This window comes from Polaribacter sp. Asnod1-A03 (assembly GCF_045063585.1).
Taxonomy (GTDB): domain Bacteria; phylum Bacteroidota; class Bacteroidia; order Flavobacteriales; family Flavobacteriaceae; genus Polaribacter.
Genome location: NZ_JBEFOE010000009.1, coordinates 2813775 through 2832291 on the forward strand (window position 1 = coordinate 2813775; position 18517 = coordinate 2832291).

18 protein-coding genes are annotated in these 18517 nt (G+C 30.2%); 7 read left to right on the forward strand and 11 right to left on the reverse strand.

Annotated features, from left to right (window positions below):
* Positions 1-51: 51 nt before the first annotated feature.
* Entirely contained in the window at positions 52-1398 is a 1347-nt protein-coding gene (locus ACJJVY_RS12675) for an NAD(P)/FAD-dependent oxidoreductase (protein ID WP_405609235.1), read from the reverse strand.
* A 157-nt stretch (positions 1399-1555) separates the two neighbouring features.
* On the opposite strand from ACJJVY_RS12675, the gene ACJJVY_RS12680 reads away from it, so the two are divergent.
* The 6 genes from ACJJVY_RS12680 to ACJJVY_RS12705 all read left to right on the forward strand — a co-directional run bounded on the left by ACJJVY_RS12680 (position 1556) and on the right by ACJJVY_RS12705 (position 7824).
* Complete coding sequence (locus tag ACJJVY_RS12680; protein ID WP_405609238.1) at positions 1556-2425, forward strand: hypothetical protein; 870 nt, start codon at positions 1556-1558, stop codon at positions 2423-2425.
* 24 nt (positions 2426-2449) lie between these two features.
* The gene (locus ACJJVY_RS12685; RefSeq protein ID WP_405609241.1) at positions 2450-3451 is read left to right on the forward strand and encodes a glycoside hydrolase family 113; all 1002 of its coding nucleotides are present in this window, start codon (positions 2450-2452) and stop codon (positions 3449-3451) included.
* Positions 3452-3534: 83 nt separating this feature from the next.
* Positions 3535-4368, forward strand: coding sequence for a universal stress protein (locus ACJJVY_RS12690; protein ID WP_405609244.1), 834 nt, complete (start codon positions 3535-3537; stop codon positions 4366-4368).
* Positions 4369-4376: 8 nt separating this feature from the next.
* On the forward strand, positions 4377-5780 hold the full coding sequence (locus ACJJVY_RS12695) for a hypothetical protein (protein WP_405609247.1): 1404 nt from the start codon (positions 4377-4379) through the stop codon (positions 5778-5780).
* 17 nt (positions 5781-5797) lie between these two features.
* On the forward strand, positions 5798-7054 hold the full coding sequence (locus ACJJVY_RS12700) for an outer membrane protein assembly factor (RefSeq protein ID WP_405609250.1): 1257 nt from the start codon (positions 5798-5800) through the stop codon (positions 7052-7054).
* A gap of 35 nt (positions 7055-7089) precedes the next feature.
* Complete coding sequence (locus ACJJVY_RS12705) at positions 7090-7824, forward strand: metallophosphoesterase family protein (RefSeq protein ID WP_405609253.1); 735 nt, start codon at positions 7090-7092, stop codon at positions 7822-7824.
* Between the two features lie 28 nt (positions 7825-7852).
* Here the strand turns inward: ACJJVY_RS12705 and ACJJVY_RS12710 are convergent, their stop codons facing one another.
* The 4 genes from ACJJVY_RS12710 to ACJJVY_RS12725 form a co-directional block, all read right to left on the reverse strand.
* Positions 7853-8740, reverse strand: a complete 888-nt coding sequence (locus ACJJVY_RS12710) for a sterol desaturase family protein (RefSeq protein WP_405609256.1) — start codon at positions 8738-8740, stop codon at positions 7853-7855.
* 118 nt (positions 8741-8858) lie between these two features.
* Positions 8859-9068: a heavy-metal-associated domain-containing protein gene (locus ACJJVY_RS12715; protein WP_405609259.1), complete on the reverse strand. Its 210-nt coding sequence runs from the start codon at positions 9066-9068 to the stop codon at positions 8859-8861.
* Positions 9069-9081: 13 nt separating this feature from the next.
* Positions 9082-11298, reverse strand: coding sequence for a heavy metal translocating P-type ATPase (locus ACJJVY_RS12720; RefSeq protein ID WP_405609262.1), 2217 nt, complete (start codon positions 11296-11298; stop codon positions 9082-9084).
* Positions 11299-11390: 92 nt separating this feature from the next.
* Positions 11391-11960: a helix-turn-helix domain-containing protein gene (locus tag ACJJVY_RS12725; protein ID WP_405609265.1), complete on the reverse strand. Its 570-nt coding sequence runs from the start codon at positions 11958-11960 to the stop codon at positions 11391-11393.
* A 132-nt stretch (positions 11961-12092) separates the two neighbouring features.
* On the opposite strand from ACJJVY_RS12725, the gene ACJJVY_RS12730 reads away from it, so the two are divergent.
* Positions 12093-12809 carry a GDSL-type esterase/lipase family protein gene (locus ACJJVY_RS12730; protein WP_405609268.1) on the forward strand — a complete coding sequence of 239 codons (717 nt, stop codon included), beginning with the start codon at positions 12093-12095 and terminating at the stop codon, positions 12807-12809.
* Between the two features lie 71 nt (positions 12810-12880).
* Here ACJJVY_RS12730 and ACJJVY_RS12735 read toward each other — a convergent pair whose 3' ends face one another.
* The 6 genes from ACJJVY_RS12735 to ACJJVY_RS12760 all read right to left on the reverse strand — a co-directional run bounded on the left by ACJJVY_RS12735 (position 12881) and on the right by ACJJVY_RS12760 (position 18513).
* Positions 12881-13696, reverse strand: coding sequence for a purine-nucleoside phosphorylase (locus ACJJVY_RS12735; RefSeq protein ID WP_405609271.1), 816 nt, complete (start codon positions 13694-13696; stop codon positions 12881-12883).
* A complete protein-coding gene (locus ACJJVY_RS12740) occupies positions 13693-14313 on the reverse strand; it encodes a TIGR04282 family arsenosugar biosynthesis glycosyltransferase (RefSeq protein ID WP_405609274.1) in 621 nt (206 codons plus the stop codon). Before ACJJVY_RS12740 ends, ACJJVY_RS12735 begins: the two co-directional genes overlap by 4 nt.
* Positions 14314-14397: 84 nt before the next feature.
* A complete protein-coding gene (locus ACJJVY_RS12745; protein WP_405609277.1) occupies positions 14398-14895 on the reverse strand; it encodes a rhodanese-like domain-containing protein in 498 nt (165 codons plus the stop codon).
* Between the two features lie 10 nt (positions 14896-14905).
* Positions 14906-15733: a metallophosphoesterase family protein gene (locus ACJJVY_RS12750; RefSeq protein WP_405609280.1), complete on the reverse strand. Its 828-nt coding sequence runs from the start codon at positions 15731-15733 to the stop codon at positions 14906-14908.
* Positions 15709-17052: a sodium:solute symporter family transporter gene (locus tag ACJJVY_RS12755; RefSeq protein ID WP_405609283.1), complete on the reverse strand. Its 1344-nt coding sequence runs from the start codon at positions 17050-17052 to the stop codon at positions 15709-15711. The genes ACJJVY_RS12750 and ACJJVY_RS12755 overlap by 25 nt, the downstream gene beginning before the upstream one ends.
* 21 nt (positions 17053-17073) lie before the next feature.
* Complete coding sequence (locus ACJJVY_RS12760) at positions 17074-18513, reverse strand: SusD/RagB family nutrient-binding outer membrane lipoprotein (protein ID WP_405609286.1); 1440 nt, start codon at positions 18511-18513, stop codon at positions 17074-17076.
* Positions 18514-18517: the final 4 nt, after the last annotated feature.

Sequence of the window (18517 nt, forward strand, 5' to 3'; positions counted from 1 at the left end):
ATAAGGTGTTATGAGTTAAAATTGGATTTTTTTGATGATTATGTCATTTAATTAGTGACTAAAAATTCGTTTCCAACTTTTCTTTTTTAAAGTGATGTTTGTATTATTCTCTTTATTGAATTTGGCTAAAATTTCAGCCTCATGTAATTTAAAAAACTCAGGGTCAAAATTTGCATCGGCTAAAAATTCTAATACATGTTCTATAGATTGATTTTCGGTTAACCATTTGTCAAAAATCTCATGACGCATTCTAATTCCGAAAGTATTGATGCCTAAAAACTTGTTGGTGTTTTTATCAAAAGAAATAGTAATACATTTATGATCTGTTGGATGTTGCCATTGAAAATAGGCTTCATTATCTTGTTTACTTCTTTCGCTAAAAACCCATCCGTATGTTTGATATTCTATGTCTAAAAATTTAGCAGAATTAAACCAATGACCAGGTTTGTATGCCGTTTTGTTACCGCAAATTGTTTGAGCAAGTGTTTCTCCCATCATTCTACCTGTGTACCAAACCGCTTCAATATTTCTACGCTGTCCTATCGCTTCATGTTGCTCTGCGCAATCTCCAATAGCAAAAATATCTTTTACATTGGTTTCTAAAAAACGATTCACTTTTACACCACGACCTAATTCAATTCCAGAATCTTTTAAAAAGTCGATATTTGGTGTTACACCAGCAGTTAAACCAACGACATTACAAGGAATTTCTTCTCCTGTTTCTTGGATAACAATCGATTTTACACGTCCGTTTTTATCAGATTTAATCTCTTTTAAATTGGTGCTTAAGCGTAAATCTATGTGATGTTCCTTGATATGTTTGTTAATCATTTCAGACTCTTGGGCAGGTAAAACCCCATTCCAGAAGCTATTTTCTCTTACTAGAAAAGTAACCGGAATTTTTCTACTTCTCAACATTTCTGCCAACTCAATTCCTATTAATCCACCACCTATAATTACAGCTCTTTTACAAGTCTCTTTATTAGGTGCATATTTTTCTAGTTTTTCTAGATCTTGTTTATGATACATACCCAATGTACCTTCTAAATCTTGACCTGGCCATCCAAATTTATTGGGTTTAGAACCTGTTGCAATAATCAATTGGTCGTAAGAAAGTTTAGAAGAATCTTTAAACGCTAATTCTTTCTTGTCAGTATTTACATTACTGACCAAACCTTCTCTTAGTTCAATGTTGTTTTTTTTCCAAAACCAATTTTCATAAGGTTGTGTATGTTCAAACTTCATATGTCCCATATATACATACATGAGGGCTGTTCTAGAAAAGAAATATTTTGTTTCTGCAGAAACAATCGTTATTTTATTATCAGAATTTTTTCTGATATGTCTTGCTGCAGTAACACCAGATATTCCGTTACCGATTATTACAATGTGCTTCATAGGATGATTAATTCTTAGGGGTTAAGTCGTAGCTAAAGTTAAGAACTTAAAAATAAAATCAGTTTAGAATGGTTTTAAATAGTGGCTTTAAAAATTTTGTAAGTTGTTTTAAATTCTTTAGACTGATGTTGTAATTAAAACATAATCAACCAATAATATGCAACAAAATCAATTTAAAATTATAATTACAGCACTTTTAGCATTTAGTTTACAATCTTTAGCACAAGAAGAAGATACAGATAAAAGTAATATTCAAACCTACACACCTTCCAAATTACTGGATAAAGGCCAGTGGGACGTTAAGTTTTTTAACAACTTATATACAGAAACTAAAGGAACTTACAACGGGGTAAAATCAGACAAGGCAAGAGAAACTTATTTTACATCAACTTTAGATATTTTTACAGGAATTTCTGATAATAATCGATTAAATGTAGGTTTGTTATTAGAATATAGGTCTAATGTTATTAATGATAAAAATGCTACTGCTGTTTTTGGTTTTAATGATGATGTAAACTCAAGAAATGGTTTGTCTTCTTTTGCACCTGCTTTAAAATGGCAACCCATAGAAAGTGTGGGTAATTTCTCTGTTCAATCTGCATTTCATATCCCTGTTATTTCTGATGAGTCTGATGCAAATGGAGTTTATTTAGATCAAACAGCCTATATATTTCAAAACCGTTTTTTCTATGATTACACTTTTCCAAGCGGAAATTGGCAATTATTTACAGAACTAAATACAGAATATAATTTTGGTAATGAAGACAGTTTTGCAAATAAAACTTATGTATTAGCACCTGGTGTTTTTATGAGTTATTTTCCAACAGATAAATCTACTATCTTAGGATTTTTGCAACATTACCAGCGTTTAGGAGATTTTGAACAAGATTTTACATCCTTAGGTTTTGGAGGAAAATATCAGCTAAATGAAACTATAAATTTAGAAGTTTTGTATAGTAAATTTGTACGAGGTAACGATACTGGTTTAGGACAAAGTTTTAACATTGGTTTAAGAGCTTTATTTTAGAAAAAGAATATTTTTAGAGGAATTATGAAAACACAAAAATTCCTCTTATTAGCAATTCTATTTTTACAGCTATCATGTAAAAGTCAAACCAAAAAAATTAACGGATTAAGTTTTGTTGCGTCAAGAGATAAAATTGATACAACACATACAAATTCAGTTTTAAGGGCACAAAGCAATTATGTTGCATTGATGCCTTTTGGTTTTATAAGAGACTTAGCATTGCCAGAAGTACAACACAATACAAGCAGACAATGGTTTGGAGAAACCAGGAGTGGTTTGTTGCAATATGCAAAAGAGTTCCAAAAGAATGATGTAAAAATTATGGTAAAACCACAACTTTGGGTTGGCCGTGGTTATTTTACGGGAGATATAGTAATGGATTCTGAAGAAAAATGGCAAATTTTAGAAAAATCTTATTCAGAGTTTATTTTGGCGTATGCAAAAGCAGCCAAAGAAATTAATGCAGATATTTTTTGTATTGGTACAGAGTTAGAAGAATTTGTAATGAATCGCCCAAAATATTGGCAAGATTTAATTACTCAAATTAAATCAATTTATAAAGGAAAACTAACTTACGCAGCCAATTGGGACGAGTATAAACGTGTTCCCTTTTGGACTGAAATCGATTTTATTGGTATTGATGCATATTTTCCTTTAAGTAAAGAGAAATCGCCAACGGTAGCAGATTTAGAAATAGGCTGGAAGCCTCATAAAGAAGAAATAAAAAGTATTCAAAAAAAATACAACAAACCAATTATGTTTACAGAATTTGGTTACAGAAGTGTAGATTATACAGGCAAAGAACCTTGGGATGCAAACAGAATTGAGGGTAGTATAAATTTACAAGCGCAAGTAAATGGTTTGCAAGCCATACACAACCAATTTTGGAAAGAAGATTGGTTTGCTGGCGGTTTTGTTTGGAAATGGTTTCATAGACACGATAAAGTTGGGGGTATAAATGATAATAGATTTACTCCGCAGAATAAGCCTGCAGAAGAGTTAATTAGAAAACTATACAAACAATAGCATATCTTTTAAATATGATAAATATTCTATTTAATAAGAGATTTTAAAGGTAAATTTGAGAGTAAAAATTTAAAATATAAATTATGAAAAATATAATTGTACCTATAGATTTCTCTAATCATTCTGAATACGCACTTAAAACAGCTGCTTTATTAGCTAAAAAACACAATGCTACTTTGTTTGGATTGCATATGTTAGATATGCAAGATATGTTCTTAACAGAAAGTGAATTTTATCAGCATGAAAAAGCCGTTTTCTATTTAAAGTTAGCAGAAAAAAAGTTTAAAGATTTTTTAAAGAAAGATTATTTAGAAGATGTAAAAGTGATTCCGATTATAAAAAACTATAAAATTTTTAGTGAAATAAATAGTATTTCAGAAGAAGTACAGGCAGATTTAATTGTAATGGGATCTCACGGAACAAGTGGTATAAAAGATTTTTTTATAGGTTCTAATACAGAAAAAGTAGTTAGATATTCAGATACACCTGTTTTAGTGATAAAAAATGAAATGTCTAATATTGATTTTTCTGATATCGTTGTAGCTACCGATTTCTCAGAAGAAAGTATTCCTGCTTATAAGAACATGTTAAAAACATTAGATTTTTTAAATGCAAGAAAACAAGTTCTTTACGTTAATTTGCCAAATGAAAATTTTAAAACAACTACAGAAATGGAAAAAATGGCAAGTAGTTTTTTAATGAAAGCAGAAGGCAATACAGATAGATTAATTAATGTTAACTATGTGTGCGATAAATCTATAGAAAAAGGGATTTTAAATTTTTCTAATGCTGTTGGTGCAGATTTAATTTCTGTAATTACACATGGTAGAACAGGATTATCGCATATTTTTGCAGGTAGTATAGCAGAAGATGTTACAAATCATTCTACCTTGCCAGTTATTACGTTTAAAATTTAATATTATAAATGAAGATTAAAGCCTTTTTAACCACTTTTTTTATTTCAATCTTACTATTTTCTTGTGCAGAAGATAATGATATAACAGTACCAAGAAACTTACAAGAATATATAGAATCTACATCCGATGGTAATTTTGGAGACGTTGTTGCTTGTGCTGCAAGTATTAGTTCTACAGAATGCTACATTTTTTATTACCCAGAAGAAGGGGCTACAGATATTAGATATTATGAGGCAGACAGTTTAAATGTAGATGAAACCGATTTTTCTAATTACAGAAGAAAAGTTTTAACAAATTCTGATGTTTTTGGTGATAAATTAGGCATGTTTTATAGAGAAGATGAAGACGATAATTGGTGTTTAGTAACCTATATGTTAGATGGAGAATTGCATAAATCAAACACAATTCGTTTAAAAAATGCATCAAGTCAAACAGGTTGGACGGATGAGGTGGCTATTGCATACCCAGAAACTTTAACACCAAATTTTACTTGGTCAGATTATGGTATTACAGATACTACAATTTATTTTCAAGTAATTTCTGAAACAGAAGATGATACCTTTGTTTCTGGAACTTGCACAGAAGATACTTTTTTTCAGTATTACGATACTTCTAATGTCGTTTTTAATATAAATGAGGATGATTTGCCAGAAGATGATCTTGTAGAAGATACAGAATACCAATTTACTATGATGGCTGTTAGCGATGATAATTGGGTTAATTTTGTTATTGAAGAGACTTTTATTCCTAAAAATCTGCAAGAATATTTAGACGAAAATTCAGATAAAACGATAGAGGAATCCATTGCTTTTGCAGCAAGTAATAGTTCTGATAATAGCTTAACTTATGTGTATTATTATCCTTTAGTTGGTGCATCTGCATATAGATATTACGAAACCGATAATGCAGATGTAGATGAAACAGATTTTTCTAATTATAGAAGAAAAGATTTATCAGACGCTGCTGTATATGGTGGTAAGTTAAGACGTTATTTAAGAGAGGATGATGATAATGAGGGTTGGTGTATTGTTACTTATATTATTGGTGATGTTTTATATAAATCAGAACCAGTTAGAATTAAAAGTCAAACTAGTCCAACAGAATGGTCTACAGAAGTAACCATAACATATCCACAAACATTAATGCCACAATTTACGTGGACAGATGGTACAGCAACTACAAGTGAAAAATATTTAGAGATACTAACCAATAGTGATAGCGAAGTGCTTTCTGCAACCTTTACTACAGATAAAACTTTTCAATATTACAATGATGCTAACGTAATCTCTTATATACATACAGATACGCCACCAACATTAATTTTTAGTGATGAGTATGATATTGCTATTTTAGGGTTGAGTAGCGATAATTGGGTTAATTTATTTATACAAGAAACATTTTTATCAGAATAGTGAGTTTTAAAAACCTTTTGTTTTTTATTTTTTTAGCATTTTCATCACTACTATTTTCGCAAGAAAAAACAATTGTAGATGTAAAAATTAAAGGACTTAAAAAAACAAAAGTTAGTTTTATAAAAAGTCTCATTTTAACCCAAAAAGGTCAAGTTTTAGATTCTTTAGCACTAGAAAAAGACATCATTACTTTAAAAAGATTGGCAGGGGTTAGTCATGCTTATTATCAAGTTTATCATTCGCATCAAAATAATTACAATGTTTTTATTCATGTAGAAGAAAACTTTACAATTTTACCAGAAGTTAATTTATGGACGACTACTAATCAACAGTTTTCATATAAATTAGGGCTGTATGATTATAACTTTTTAGGAAGAAATATTGTCTTTGGTGGATTTTATCAAAATAACGGATTCGATTCTTACGGCATCAATTTTAAAGCACCTAATTTGTTTTCTAAGAAATGGGGTTTGTCTTTAACGCATCAGAATTGGAAAAGCAATGAACCTCTTTATTTTAGAGAAAGGACGGCAAATTATTTATATAATAACATTTCTTTCGAGGTTTTAGGGTTGTATCAAATAAACCTTAAAAATCAATTGAATTTTGGTGTAAATTTTTTTAATGAAAAATATAAATATCTAACAGGATTCACATCTCCGTCTATTCCTCAAAATTTAGACTTAGATAAAATGTTGGTTAAATTAGTTTATTCTTATGATGATCTAAATTACTTTTACCAATATATAGATGGTTTTAAAAGTATTTTATATACCCAGTTTGTAACGTCAAAAAATCCTTTTCAAAAAGATTTTTTAATCGCTTGGAATGATTTCTTTTTTTACAAGACCATAAAAAATACGGGTACGTTTGCCAACAGGTTGCGAGTTGGTTTTGCTTCTAATGAAGACTCTCCGTTTGCACCATTTGCCATCGATAATAATGTTAATATACGAGGTGTTGGTATTTTGGTAGATAGAGGTACTGCGGTTGCTGTTTTAAATTCTGAATATAGAAAAACTGTTTATGATAAAAACTGGTTGGTAATACAGTCTAACTTTTTTGTTGATGCAGGTACTTGGAGAAACCCTGGAGGGGAACTGAATGATTTTCTTAAAAGAGAGAACTTAAAGGTTTATTCTGGTATTGGATTACGTTTTATCAGTAAAAAAATATACAATGCTACGTTTAGGATTGATTACGGTTTTAGAATTGTAGATAAATTGGGCGCATCAAAAGGTGGTTTGGTCTTTGGACTGAGTCAATATTTTTAAATTAAGATTATTTTCTAATAAATCAAAAAAAAAGTATGATGAGAACTTTTGCAATTGGAGATATTCATGGAGGCTTAAAAGCGTTACTTCAAGTTTTAAATAAATTAGAATTACAAGAGGGTGATAAGCTCATTTTTATGGGAGATTATGTAGATGGTTGGAGTGAATCATCGCATGTAATTCGATTGTTAATTAAGTTATCACAAAATTTTGACTGTGTTTTTATCAAAGGAAATCATGATGTTTGGTGTTTAAATTGGTTAAAAGATAGCAATGATGTAAATCCTTCTTGGTATTTACATGGAGGTAAAGAAACAATGGAGAGTTATGCAGGTTTTTCTGAAAAAGAAAAGCAAGAACATCTTACGTTCTTAGAAAACTTGACATTGTATTTTATAGATGAAGAAAACAGATTGTTTTTACATGCAGGTTTTACCTCTTTGCATGGCGTAAAAAGAGAACGATATCAAGAGTATTTTTATTTAGACAGATCTTTGTGGGAAATGTTGGTTTCTATGGACAAAAATATTGGAAAAGACTCTGTTTTTTATCCCAAAAGAATACAACATTATAAAGAAATTTATATTGGTCATACTCCAACAACCAATTATAATGAACCGAACCCAATGAATATTGCAAATGTTTGGAATGTGGATACAGGTGCAGCTTTTAAAGGGAGAATAACCGGTTTAAATATAGATACTAAAGAATTTGTACAAAGTGATGAACTGCCCAAATTATACCCTAATGAAACCGGTAGAAATAAGTAAACTGATGAGTTTCTGAGACTTTTAAAAATCAATCTTTTCTACCTAAAGGATATATTTCTTGCTGTAAAAAACCTTTTGGAAATTTTTCATCACCTTCAAAACCAAGTTCTATATCTCTACCAGAATGGGGTATGTAATTGGTTTTAAATATATAATCCCAAATACTTAAGGTAATTCCAAAATTCACACCATTTTTTCGGTCTTCTGGCAATACTTTTACATGATGCCAAATGTGCATTTTTGGGTTGTTTAAAATGTATTTTAAAAAACCATAATCCCAATTGATATTTGCGTGATTTAAGTGTCCAATAAAGATGTTGAAAAAATGAACCATAGCCACATCTTGTGCAGAAAAACCACCAATAATTGCTAGCGGAATGTATTTTAAAGAATTATAAACTACAGGCTCCATCCAATGATAACGTAAGTGTGCGGCAAAACCCATTTCTTTTACCGAGTGATGCACTTTATGAAAATTCCATAGAAATTCAAAAGTATGTAACAATCTGTGTGTCCACCATTGTACAAAATCGATGACGATAAAAAAGATAAGAATACGCGCAAAAAAAGGTAGTTTATTAATTTTTAATAATTGAAAATTATCAATAGACAATCCCACAATACCTAGTACATCATTAAAGAATTCTGCGGCAGAATTAGACAATGCAATCAATACAATCAAGTTTAATAAAAAGAAATTAAAAAACATATAAAAAGTATCTAGCCAAAAATCTTTTCTAACCAAAGACTGGTTTTTTCGCCAAGGAAAAATAGCTTCTAAAGCCCAAACAATTAAAGAAATTAGAATTAATCCGTAGAAATAATTTTCCCAATTTAATTCCATTAAAACAGATTGTTTTAAGTAGTTCCAATAACCAAAATATGCATCTTTTACGATGTCTAAATATTTGTTCATATACTTACAAATTTACAAATACAAGAAGTTAGTTTTTAAGAGATGCTTATTGTATTTGTTTATAATAGCATTTAGCTTTTATATTTTTTAAAAGATAGTCGTAAATTAATTTTAATAATTACAATGCTTCAATTTCGAACCCCGCACCTTTAACTGCTGTTACTATTTCTTCTGTATTTTCATCATCTAAAGTAACTTCTAAGATTTTATCAGGATGCTCTAAATCTACCTTCCATAAATCTACCTTGTCTAAATTATTTAAAACAGGTGTTACAGATTTAATACAGCTACCACAATGGATGTTTGTTTTGTATTTTACAGTTGTCATAATTTTTATGTATTTAATTAATTGTTATGTTTTTTAAACGTAAACTATTGGCAAGTACAGAAATCGAACTCAAAGACATGGCTGCACCCGCAATCATTGGGTTTAATAAAAAACCATTTATTGGGTACAAAATTCCGGCAGCAATAGGTATGGCAATCATATTGTAAATAAAAGCCCAAAATAAATTTTGTTTGATGGTTTTTAGCGTGGCTTTAGATAATTGAATGGCTTTGGAGATTTGTTTTAAATCTGAATGCATTAAAGTAATGCCCGCACTATCCATGGCAATATCCGTTCCGCTTGCCATGGCAATACCTACATCTGCTTGTGCCAAGGCGTGTGAATCGTTTATACCATCGCCAGCCATGGCAACTACTTTGCCTTTTTCTTGTAATTCTTTTACAAAAACCCCTTTTTCTGAAGGTAGAACATTTGCTTTAAAATTTTGTATGCCCACTTTTTGGGCGATTGCTTTAGCAGTTTGTTCGTTATCACCTGTAAGCATGTAAATCTGTACGCCCATTTGTGTTAATTTATCAATAGCAATAATAGAGGTTTCTTTTATACTGTCTGCAACTGCCATAATACCGACTACTTTTTCGGCTTTACTAATGTAAACAACGGTTTTGGCTTCTTCTTTTAAGTAGTTTGCTTTTTTAGATAAATCATCAGGAATGGTAATGTTATTTTTAAGCATGAAACTTTCATTTCCTATTTTATAAAAAGTATCATTATACATTGCTTCGGCACCTAAACCAGTGCTACTTTTAAAAGCATCAATAGTAATAATGTTTTCTGTGTTTTTTTGTTTTAAATCTTGCACAATTGCTGCTGCAATTGGATGTTCGGATTGTGCTTCTATTGCTAGTATAATTTGTTCTAGTGTGGTAGATGCAGAATTATCCTCCCAAATTACATCGGTAACTTTTGGTTTTCCTTGGGTAATAGTACCTGTTTTATCAAGAATTAAGGTATCAATTTTATAAGCTGTTTCTAAAGCTTGTGCATCTTTAATTAAAATACCTTGTTGTGCCCCTTTACCAATCCCAACCATTAATGCGGTTGGTGTAGCCAAACCCAAAGCACAAGGGCAAGCAATAATTAAAACGGTAATAGGTGTTAATAATCCATAGGTTAAGATGAGTTCTGGTGCTAATACATACCAAATAATAAAGGTAATAACGGCAAGAGAGATGACAACCGGAACAAATATGCCTGCAATTTTATCTGCCATTTTCTGTATTGCAGGTTTTGTAGATTGCGCTTCTTCTACTAGTTTGATAATTTGAGAAAGTAAAGTGTCGTTACCAATTTTGTTAGCTATAATCCTTAAAGATCCCTTTTGGTTGATGGTGCCTGCAAATACCTTGCTTCCTTTTGTTTTTTCAACAGGAATGGGTTCACCAGAAATCATGCTTTCATCAATAAAAGAAGTGCCTTTTTTTACTTTTCCGTCTACAGGTATTTTATCTCCTGGTTTTAAAATGATGAGTTCTCCAATTAAAATATCATCATAAGAAATTATTTTTTCTTCTCCGTTTCTAATGGCAGTTACTTTTTTAGGTTGTAAACCCATCAATTTTTTAATAGCAGATGAGGTTTTGCTCTTTGCTTTTTCTTCAAAAAAACGACCTAATAAAATTAAGGTGATAATGATTACCGCAGACTCGTAATACACGTGTGGAGATAAGCCTTTGCTTAAAAAATAATTGGGATTTACCGTATTAAACACACTAAATAAAAAAGCAATACCTGTGCTTAAAGCCACTAATGTATCCATATTGGTAGATAATTGTTGCAGCCTTTTCCAAGCAATGCTGTAAAATTCTGCACCACTATAAAAAAGTACCGGAAGCGAAAGTATTAACAAAACATAATTTTGATAAGGAATTAGATCCTTTAAAAACATAGATAAGATAAAAACAGGAATTGCAAAAACAGCTGCAAAAATCAATTTATAGGTAAGTGTTTTTAAGCGTTTTTTCTCAACGTTTTCAAATTCTGTTTTAGTCTTTTCAGGAGAACCAATCAGCAATGTAAAGCCAATTTCTTTTACTTTTTTAGCGATTTCCTTTAAAGAAATAAGGTCTTTATTATAAGTAATAGCTACGGATTTATTTGGGTAGTTTACAGCAACTTCTGTAATTCCGTTTTGTGGTTTTAAATGAGATTCTATGCTCATTGCACAAGAAGCGCAAGTCATGCCTGTTATTTTATACTGTTCTTTCATGAGGTAAAATCTTTTAATCATGCAAAGGTAAATAGGTAAATCTGCTTAGATATTACAAAATTATGAAGATTTGTTATACAATTATGATGTTACTAAATACTGTCTAAAGATTGATGATTTGGGCCGTTCTTTTTTTTGAATTGAGTAGGTGACAAACCGGTTTCTTTTTTAAACTGATTAGAAAGATGTGCTACACTGCTGTAGTTCATTTGAAAAGCAATTTCCGACAATGTGTATTCTTTATAAAACAAAAGTTCTTTTACATGTTCTATTTTTTGTTTTAAAATAAAACGCTCTATGGTAATACCTTCTATAGAAGAAAAAAGTCTACTGAGATAAGCATAATCATGCTGTAATTCTTTAGAAATATAATCAGAAAAATTAATGGTTAAAGGTTCTTTTGTATGATGGATTTGATTTACAATTAAAGATTTAATCTGGGTAATTATTTTTTGGTTTTTTTCTAAAAGCAATGCAAATCCTTTTTCTTCTAAACGCTTACTTAGCTTTGATTTTAAAGCGTCATCTATTTTAGCATTACTTTCTAATTTACCCAATTGCAATTGTTTTACTGTAATGTGTAAATCATTACAAATCTCTTTAACCGCGTCTATACAACGCGGGCAAACCATGTTTTTTATGTAAATTACAGTAGAGTTCATAAGAAGATATAAAGATAAAGGTTCTTTTTTAGTCTTAAAAACTGATTTTAAATGAAAGGAATTTATTAAGCTAAAAAAGAGGGTTTTTAACTATATTGTTTTAATGTTTGTAAAATTATAAATACTCTAGAAATGGATAAAATATTGATAGTTTTAATTATTTTGAATCTCTTAGTAATTGTTTTTGTAATATTTATTATTAATAAAAAAGGAGGAATTGGATATTTAAAAAATAGGTTTGCTTTATTGAAAAATATTTCAAAACAAGAAGGATATAGTAATTGGCATTATCAAGCAAGAAAAAATATTTTTGAGAGTATGCCATATCAAGAAGATAGTATTGTTTTTTTAGGAGATAGTATTACGGAGTTTTGTAATTGGAATGAATTTTTTATGCAGTTAAATATAAAAAATAGAGGAATTAGTGGTGATGTTATAGAAGGTGTATTTAATAGATTGGATGAAATAATTGCTGCAAAACCTCAAAAAATATTTTTAATGATTGGTACAAATGATTTAGGAAATAGAAGAAGCATACATCAAATTACTTCTGATTATGAAAAGTTAATAAACATATTAATTACTAAAATGCCAGAAACTACTTTATATCTTCAAAGTATATTACCTACTAAAAATAGTCTTAATAGGGATAACAATATTATTATAGCAATAAATAAAGAAATAGAAATGTTGGCAAATAAGAACTCTTTAATTTATATAAACCTTTTTGATACTTTTAAAACAGCCAATAATCAATTAAATATGAGTTTATCTTATGATGGGTTGCATTTAAACGGAAAAGGTTATTTACTTTGGAAAGATGTAATTATAGAATATGTAGAAAGCTAAAAAAGAGACAATTAACTAAACAGAACAATCCTGATTATATGTAATTAAGATTGTTCCGTTAGGTAATTATATTAAACCGCTTTTATTACTTCCTTAAAAAGCGTAATCATTTTAGGTTCTGCTTCACCTGCAATAGCAATGATTTCTGCAATGTCTACAGGTTGTAAATTTTTAGGGTCACACTCGTCTGTTAATACAGAAATAGCAGCACAAGGTAAATCTAGTTGTTTAGCTACAATAACTTCTGGCACAGTACTCATACCTACAGCATCAGTTTCTAAAATTTGAAGCATTCTGTATTCTGCTCTAGTTTCTAATTGCGGACCAAGAACACTTGTATATACGCCTTGGTGTAATAATATACCTTGTTCTTTTGCAATTTTACAAATTTTAGTATTTAGTTCTTTAGAATATGGTTCTAACATATCCGCAAAAATATTACCAAAACTATTAGCGCCGTTAAAGGCTAAAGGAGAACTTCCTTGTAAATTGATGTGGTCTTCAATCAACATTAAATCACCTTTTTTGTAATCTAAATTAATTGCACCAGCAGCATTAGAAATTAATAGATTTTTAATACCTAAACCATGCATGGTTCTAATTCCGTAAGTAACTTCCCACGCATTGTAGCCTTCGTATAAGTGAAAACGACCAGACATTACAACTACTTTTTTGCCAGACAATTCCCCGTAGATTAATTTGCCAGAATGAAACTCTACTGTGGCTTGTGGAAAGTGAGGAATATCTGAATAAGCAATTTCTTTTTCAATAGAAATTTCGTTTACCAATTTACCTAAACCTGTTCCTAAAACAATTCCTATTGCTGGATTTATAATTCCGTTTGATTTTAAAAAATCGATTGTTTCTTGTAATTGTTGTTTTTTCATCTATTTATAAAATGTTGAAATGCCGGATGATGTTTTATATCTTCAAAAACATCTACATCATTTAATTCTTCTAACAAAAATACTTTTTTATCTTGTAAATCATCTAAAGTATCTTTTCTAACTGTTTCTGTTCCCCAATCTTTATTTTTAAATATTTTTTCTTGCAAAGCATTCATGCCTAAAAGGTAATAACCACCATCTTCTGCAGGGCCAATAACAACATCATTTGTGTTTAATTGTTGAAAAGCATTTTCTATATCTTCTGATGTTAAATCATACAAATCGCTACCAATGATTAGTACTTTTTTATAACCAGTATCGAAACTGTTTTTAAAAGCATTTAACATTCTAACCCCTAAATCTTCTCCAACTTGTTGGTGTTTTTGATAAATTGTTGCATCCCAAATATCATTTTCTCTAACTTTTACAGAATAATACACTGCTTTATCCGAAGAAACTTTAGAAGAAACTTCTTTGGTTTTTTGTAGTAAAAATTTATAAATTTCTAAAGCAGTTACATCGCCAACAGTTTTAGCCAAACGTGTTTTGGCCTTACCTAACTCTGGGTTTCTTGTAAATATTAAGAGTAAGTTTTTACTTTTCAATTTTTTTTCCATTGATGAAATAAATTTTGAGGAGAAAGAATAGAGTATAGATGTTATTTAAACACAATAGTAAGTACAGCGAACTACTACTGAATACTATTTATCGTAGACTTTTTCTCCTTTTTTTAACCATTTGCCCCAGCTTTTATTAAAAGCGTGCACTTTCTCTGTCGTGTTACCTATGGTATCCATTACTTGAAAATCATTATTTTTCCACTCAAAAATTCCTCCATATAAATTATAAACATTTGTATAACCTTGTTTAATTAATTTATTTGCAACCGTTTCAGACCTAATTCCTAATGAACAATACACAACAATTTTAGCATTTTTATCTTTAGGTAATAAATCAATAGTTTTGTTTACATCAAAATGATTGTAACCTACATAAATAGCATTTTTTAAATGACTTACATTATATTCTTCTAACTCTCTTGCATCTAATAAAATAGGCTTGTTTTTAGGCATAGCCAATGTTTCTACAGAGATATAAGGTACATTTTTATGATTCCATTTACTTAGTAATTTATCTAAGTTTTTTTGTGCTGAAACTGTAGCATTTATCAATAAAAAAAGTATGAATATTTTTTTCATTTTGTGTAATTTATAATTGAATTCCAAACCCTTGTAAACCTGTTTCTATAGGAGGCAATATTTCTGTATTGTCCCAAATACCAGTAATTATGGTTCTAGAATATTCTTCTGGTAATAACCCATTTTGCATTAGTTTACTAGTTAATTTGTAATTGTAATCTAAAGATTTATGGGTAAACCTAAAATTACTATTAACATCTTCTAAAATAACGTACCAAACTGAAGGATTACCATCATTAGCGGGCATTCCAATAACACCAGGGTTTAACCAAAGTTTATTTTCTTGTTGATGATTAAAAGGCAAACCGCAATGGCCAGCAATAATAACATCTGCATTTGCAGCTTTAAAATTAGGTTCTTTTACAGACCAATTAGTAGATTTATAAATAAATTCTGATACATTAAAATAAGAACCATGTACTACGGAAAATCTCTTTTTAGCAAACTCAAAACTGATATTATTTGGTAATGTTTTTAGAAACTCTAAACTATTTTCTGATAATTTACTTTGCGCATACGGATACCACATTTGAGAAAAATTATCGCAACGAGAACCTTCTCTAAAATCGCAACCACAATCTTCTGCATTTTCTCTTAACTGAATTTCTACATTACCAGCAATACTTCTTGCTCCCCATAACTTTAATAATTGCACACTTTCTTCTGGTTGCGCACAATATCCGATAATATCGCCAGTGCAAATACAATTTTCTGGTGCAATATTTTCTTTTTCAGCAATTTGTTTTAAAGCTTCTAAAGCTTGTAAATTGCTGTAAACTCCACCAAAAAGTAGTACTTTGTTAGATAATTTACTTAATTCTGTTGTTTTCCGATCCATTTAGGAATAAAATATAAAATAGTACAGCTTATTACACCCCAAAAATTAGACCATAATAAAGCAGAATATTTTCCGGTTGTAAAAATTAAAGCTTCCGGAAAAAGACCAAAAATAAGTAAGAAACCGAATACTAAACCACAGAAAACACTTAAATAAAAGCTAATTCTTGGCACTTTTATTTTCCAAAAAATAAACATTGGTGTCAAACCAATTACCATGGTACCAGAAATGGTGGTTGCTGATAAAATTTCGGCATTTAGAAATACCGGAATGGTTCCTAAAACTGCCACAGTAATCATGGTAATTCTACCAAAAGATACTTTTTTACCTAAGTTTAAATCTACTGCGATTAGTTTAGAAAATGATGAAAAAGTAGAATCTAAGGTGGATGCCGCAGAAGTAATCATAATAAAATTAATCACTAATAAAATAACGACACCTAAAGCCTTACCAACTTCTACTGCTGCATGTGCTTTTATTCCTTTTGTTTGTGCATACACACCAATTAAACTGAATAATATAATACAAATTGCACCTAAAACACTTGCCCATAAAAAACTATGTTTGGTCACTTTTGGTGAAGATATAAAACCTCTATCTGTTAAAACTGGATCGTGAAAAGGATAACTAAAAGATTGAATTACGGCTGCAAATAATAAATTTAAACCGAGTTCAAAGCTCCACGTTCCAGAAGACATCATTTGTTCTGATGAAAAATCTTTAGTTGTAAAAATGGTTGCTAAAATAATGACTAATAAAATAGAAAATAACACCATTTGAATAACATCTGTAAAAATAGAACTACTCAATCCTCCTTTTATGGCGTAGGCTAAGGTTAAAAAAGTAAATATTAAAATAGATGAATAATAAGGTGCACTTCCTTGTTCTCCAAAATAATTACCAATTACCATGGTATTACTCCAAACTTCATTAAAAAGTCTAAAAGCAATTAAAATAGAAAAAACTGCCATGGCTTTTTTTCCGAACTTATATACAAGAAATTCGTGAATACTTTTAAAACCACCTTTGGTTCTTAGTTGATAAATAATGATACCTGCAACTGCAAAAGAAACATAATAACCCGCGTAAGCAACACCACCTACCAGGCCATAGGCCAATCCTAAATCGGCTGCATTAGTAATACTTTTTGCAAAAATCCAAGAGATAATTAAACTCCCTGTTAATACTAAGGTATTTGGCGCTTTTTTCTTATTTACTGCTTTAAAAAACTGATCTGTTGTTTTTGCCAAAGGCGACAAAAAAAACATTGTTAAGCTTGAACAAATAACTAAAATCCATTGCCAATTTATAACTTCCATACTTTTATTTTCTTTGTTTTTTTAGTTGTTCCACCAAACTTTTACATCCAAACTATTTCCGTTTGTTGCTTCGTCTGCGACTGCATAATTTTCTGAATTTAAAGAAGCCGCTTCTGCTGGGTAAGGCATTCTTACGGGAATTACCCCGTTGTTTAAACTTGCGGAAATAGCCTTTAATGCAGGGTATCCTGTTCTTCTGTATTCTATCCAACCCTCGTAACCATTAATTACAGAAGCAATCCATTTTTGTGTAATAATTTGCTCTAAAGGAGTTTTAGTAGCATCGTTAAAGTTTGCGTTTACGGTTAGGTAATCCGTTGGTAAAGTAGTATTCCAGTATTCAAAAGCTTGTGCCACTCCGGTATTGTATAAAGTTTCTGCATCCGTAGAAATTAATCCTTTTTGTGCGGCTTCTGCTAATAAAAAGCTAGTTTCCCAAGCGGTTATAAAATTAGCATCTAAAGTAGAAGAATCTTCTCTAAAAATAATTCCTGCTAAAGAATAATCTGCCAAAGCAATCGACGTAGAAGAAGCGTCAATTCCGTTAATTAAACCATTAAATTCATTTGAACTAGAATTAGAAAAAGGTCTAAACATAGTTTCTATTCTGGTGTCATTTAATTCCTTTAGAATTTCTTCCATAGTTTCCGAAAGGACAAAGTTGTTAAAATCCCCAACTCTTAATTGAGACAATCTAAAGCTATTTGGCTCTGTATTTGTAAAATCAAAAATTGCATTTTGTGAGTTGTTTTTGATGTAATTTCCTTCTGTAAATAACGTTTGTAATTGATTAGCAACATCTACTTTATCGGAAATACGAATTAGATATTTTATTTTTAATGAATTTGCAAACAGAATCCAGCTATCTAAATTTCCATTGTATAAAATATCACCTTCTAAAGCAATAGAACTTGTGTATGCATTAATTGCTGCAATCCCTTTGTCTAAATTGTCTAGAATTCCGTTTTCACTCAAATAAATATCTTCTTGCAAATCGTATGCAGGCGTTACTGTTCCGTCAATTCCATTAAATGCTTCAAAATAGGGTACATCACCAAACAAATCTGTTAAACCTGCGGCCATGTATGCTTTTAAAATTAAAGCAGGACCTTCGTAAACAGCATAGGCTGTAGTTTCTTGTGCTTGTTTTAAAATAATTTCATTATCACGTAAATTGGTGTAAAATATTTCCCAAGGATTTCCTCCCAATTGCGGACTTTTTAAATCGTGTCTATCAAATAAATTAAAATCTAAAGCGGTTCTGTGTTGTGCTAATAAATCTCCAGCTACAAAACCTTCATAACTCATGTTTTCTCCAAAATCGTAAATCACTTGTCTTAATAATAAACTTGGTTGTACGGCAACAGGTTCGTTAATATTGGTGTTTAATTCTTCGAAATCTTTGGTGCAACTTGCCAATGTAAAAGCAAAAATTGCGAGTGTATATATAATTTTTTTCATGATG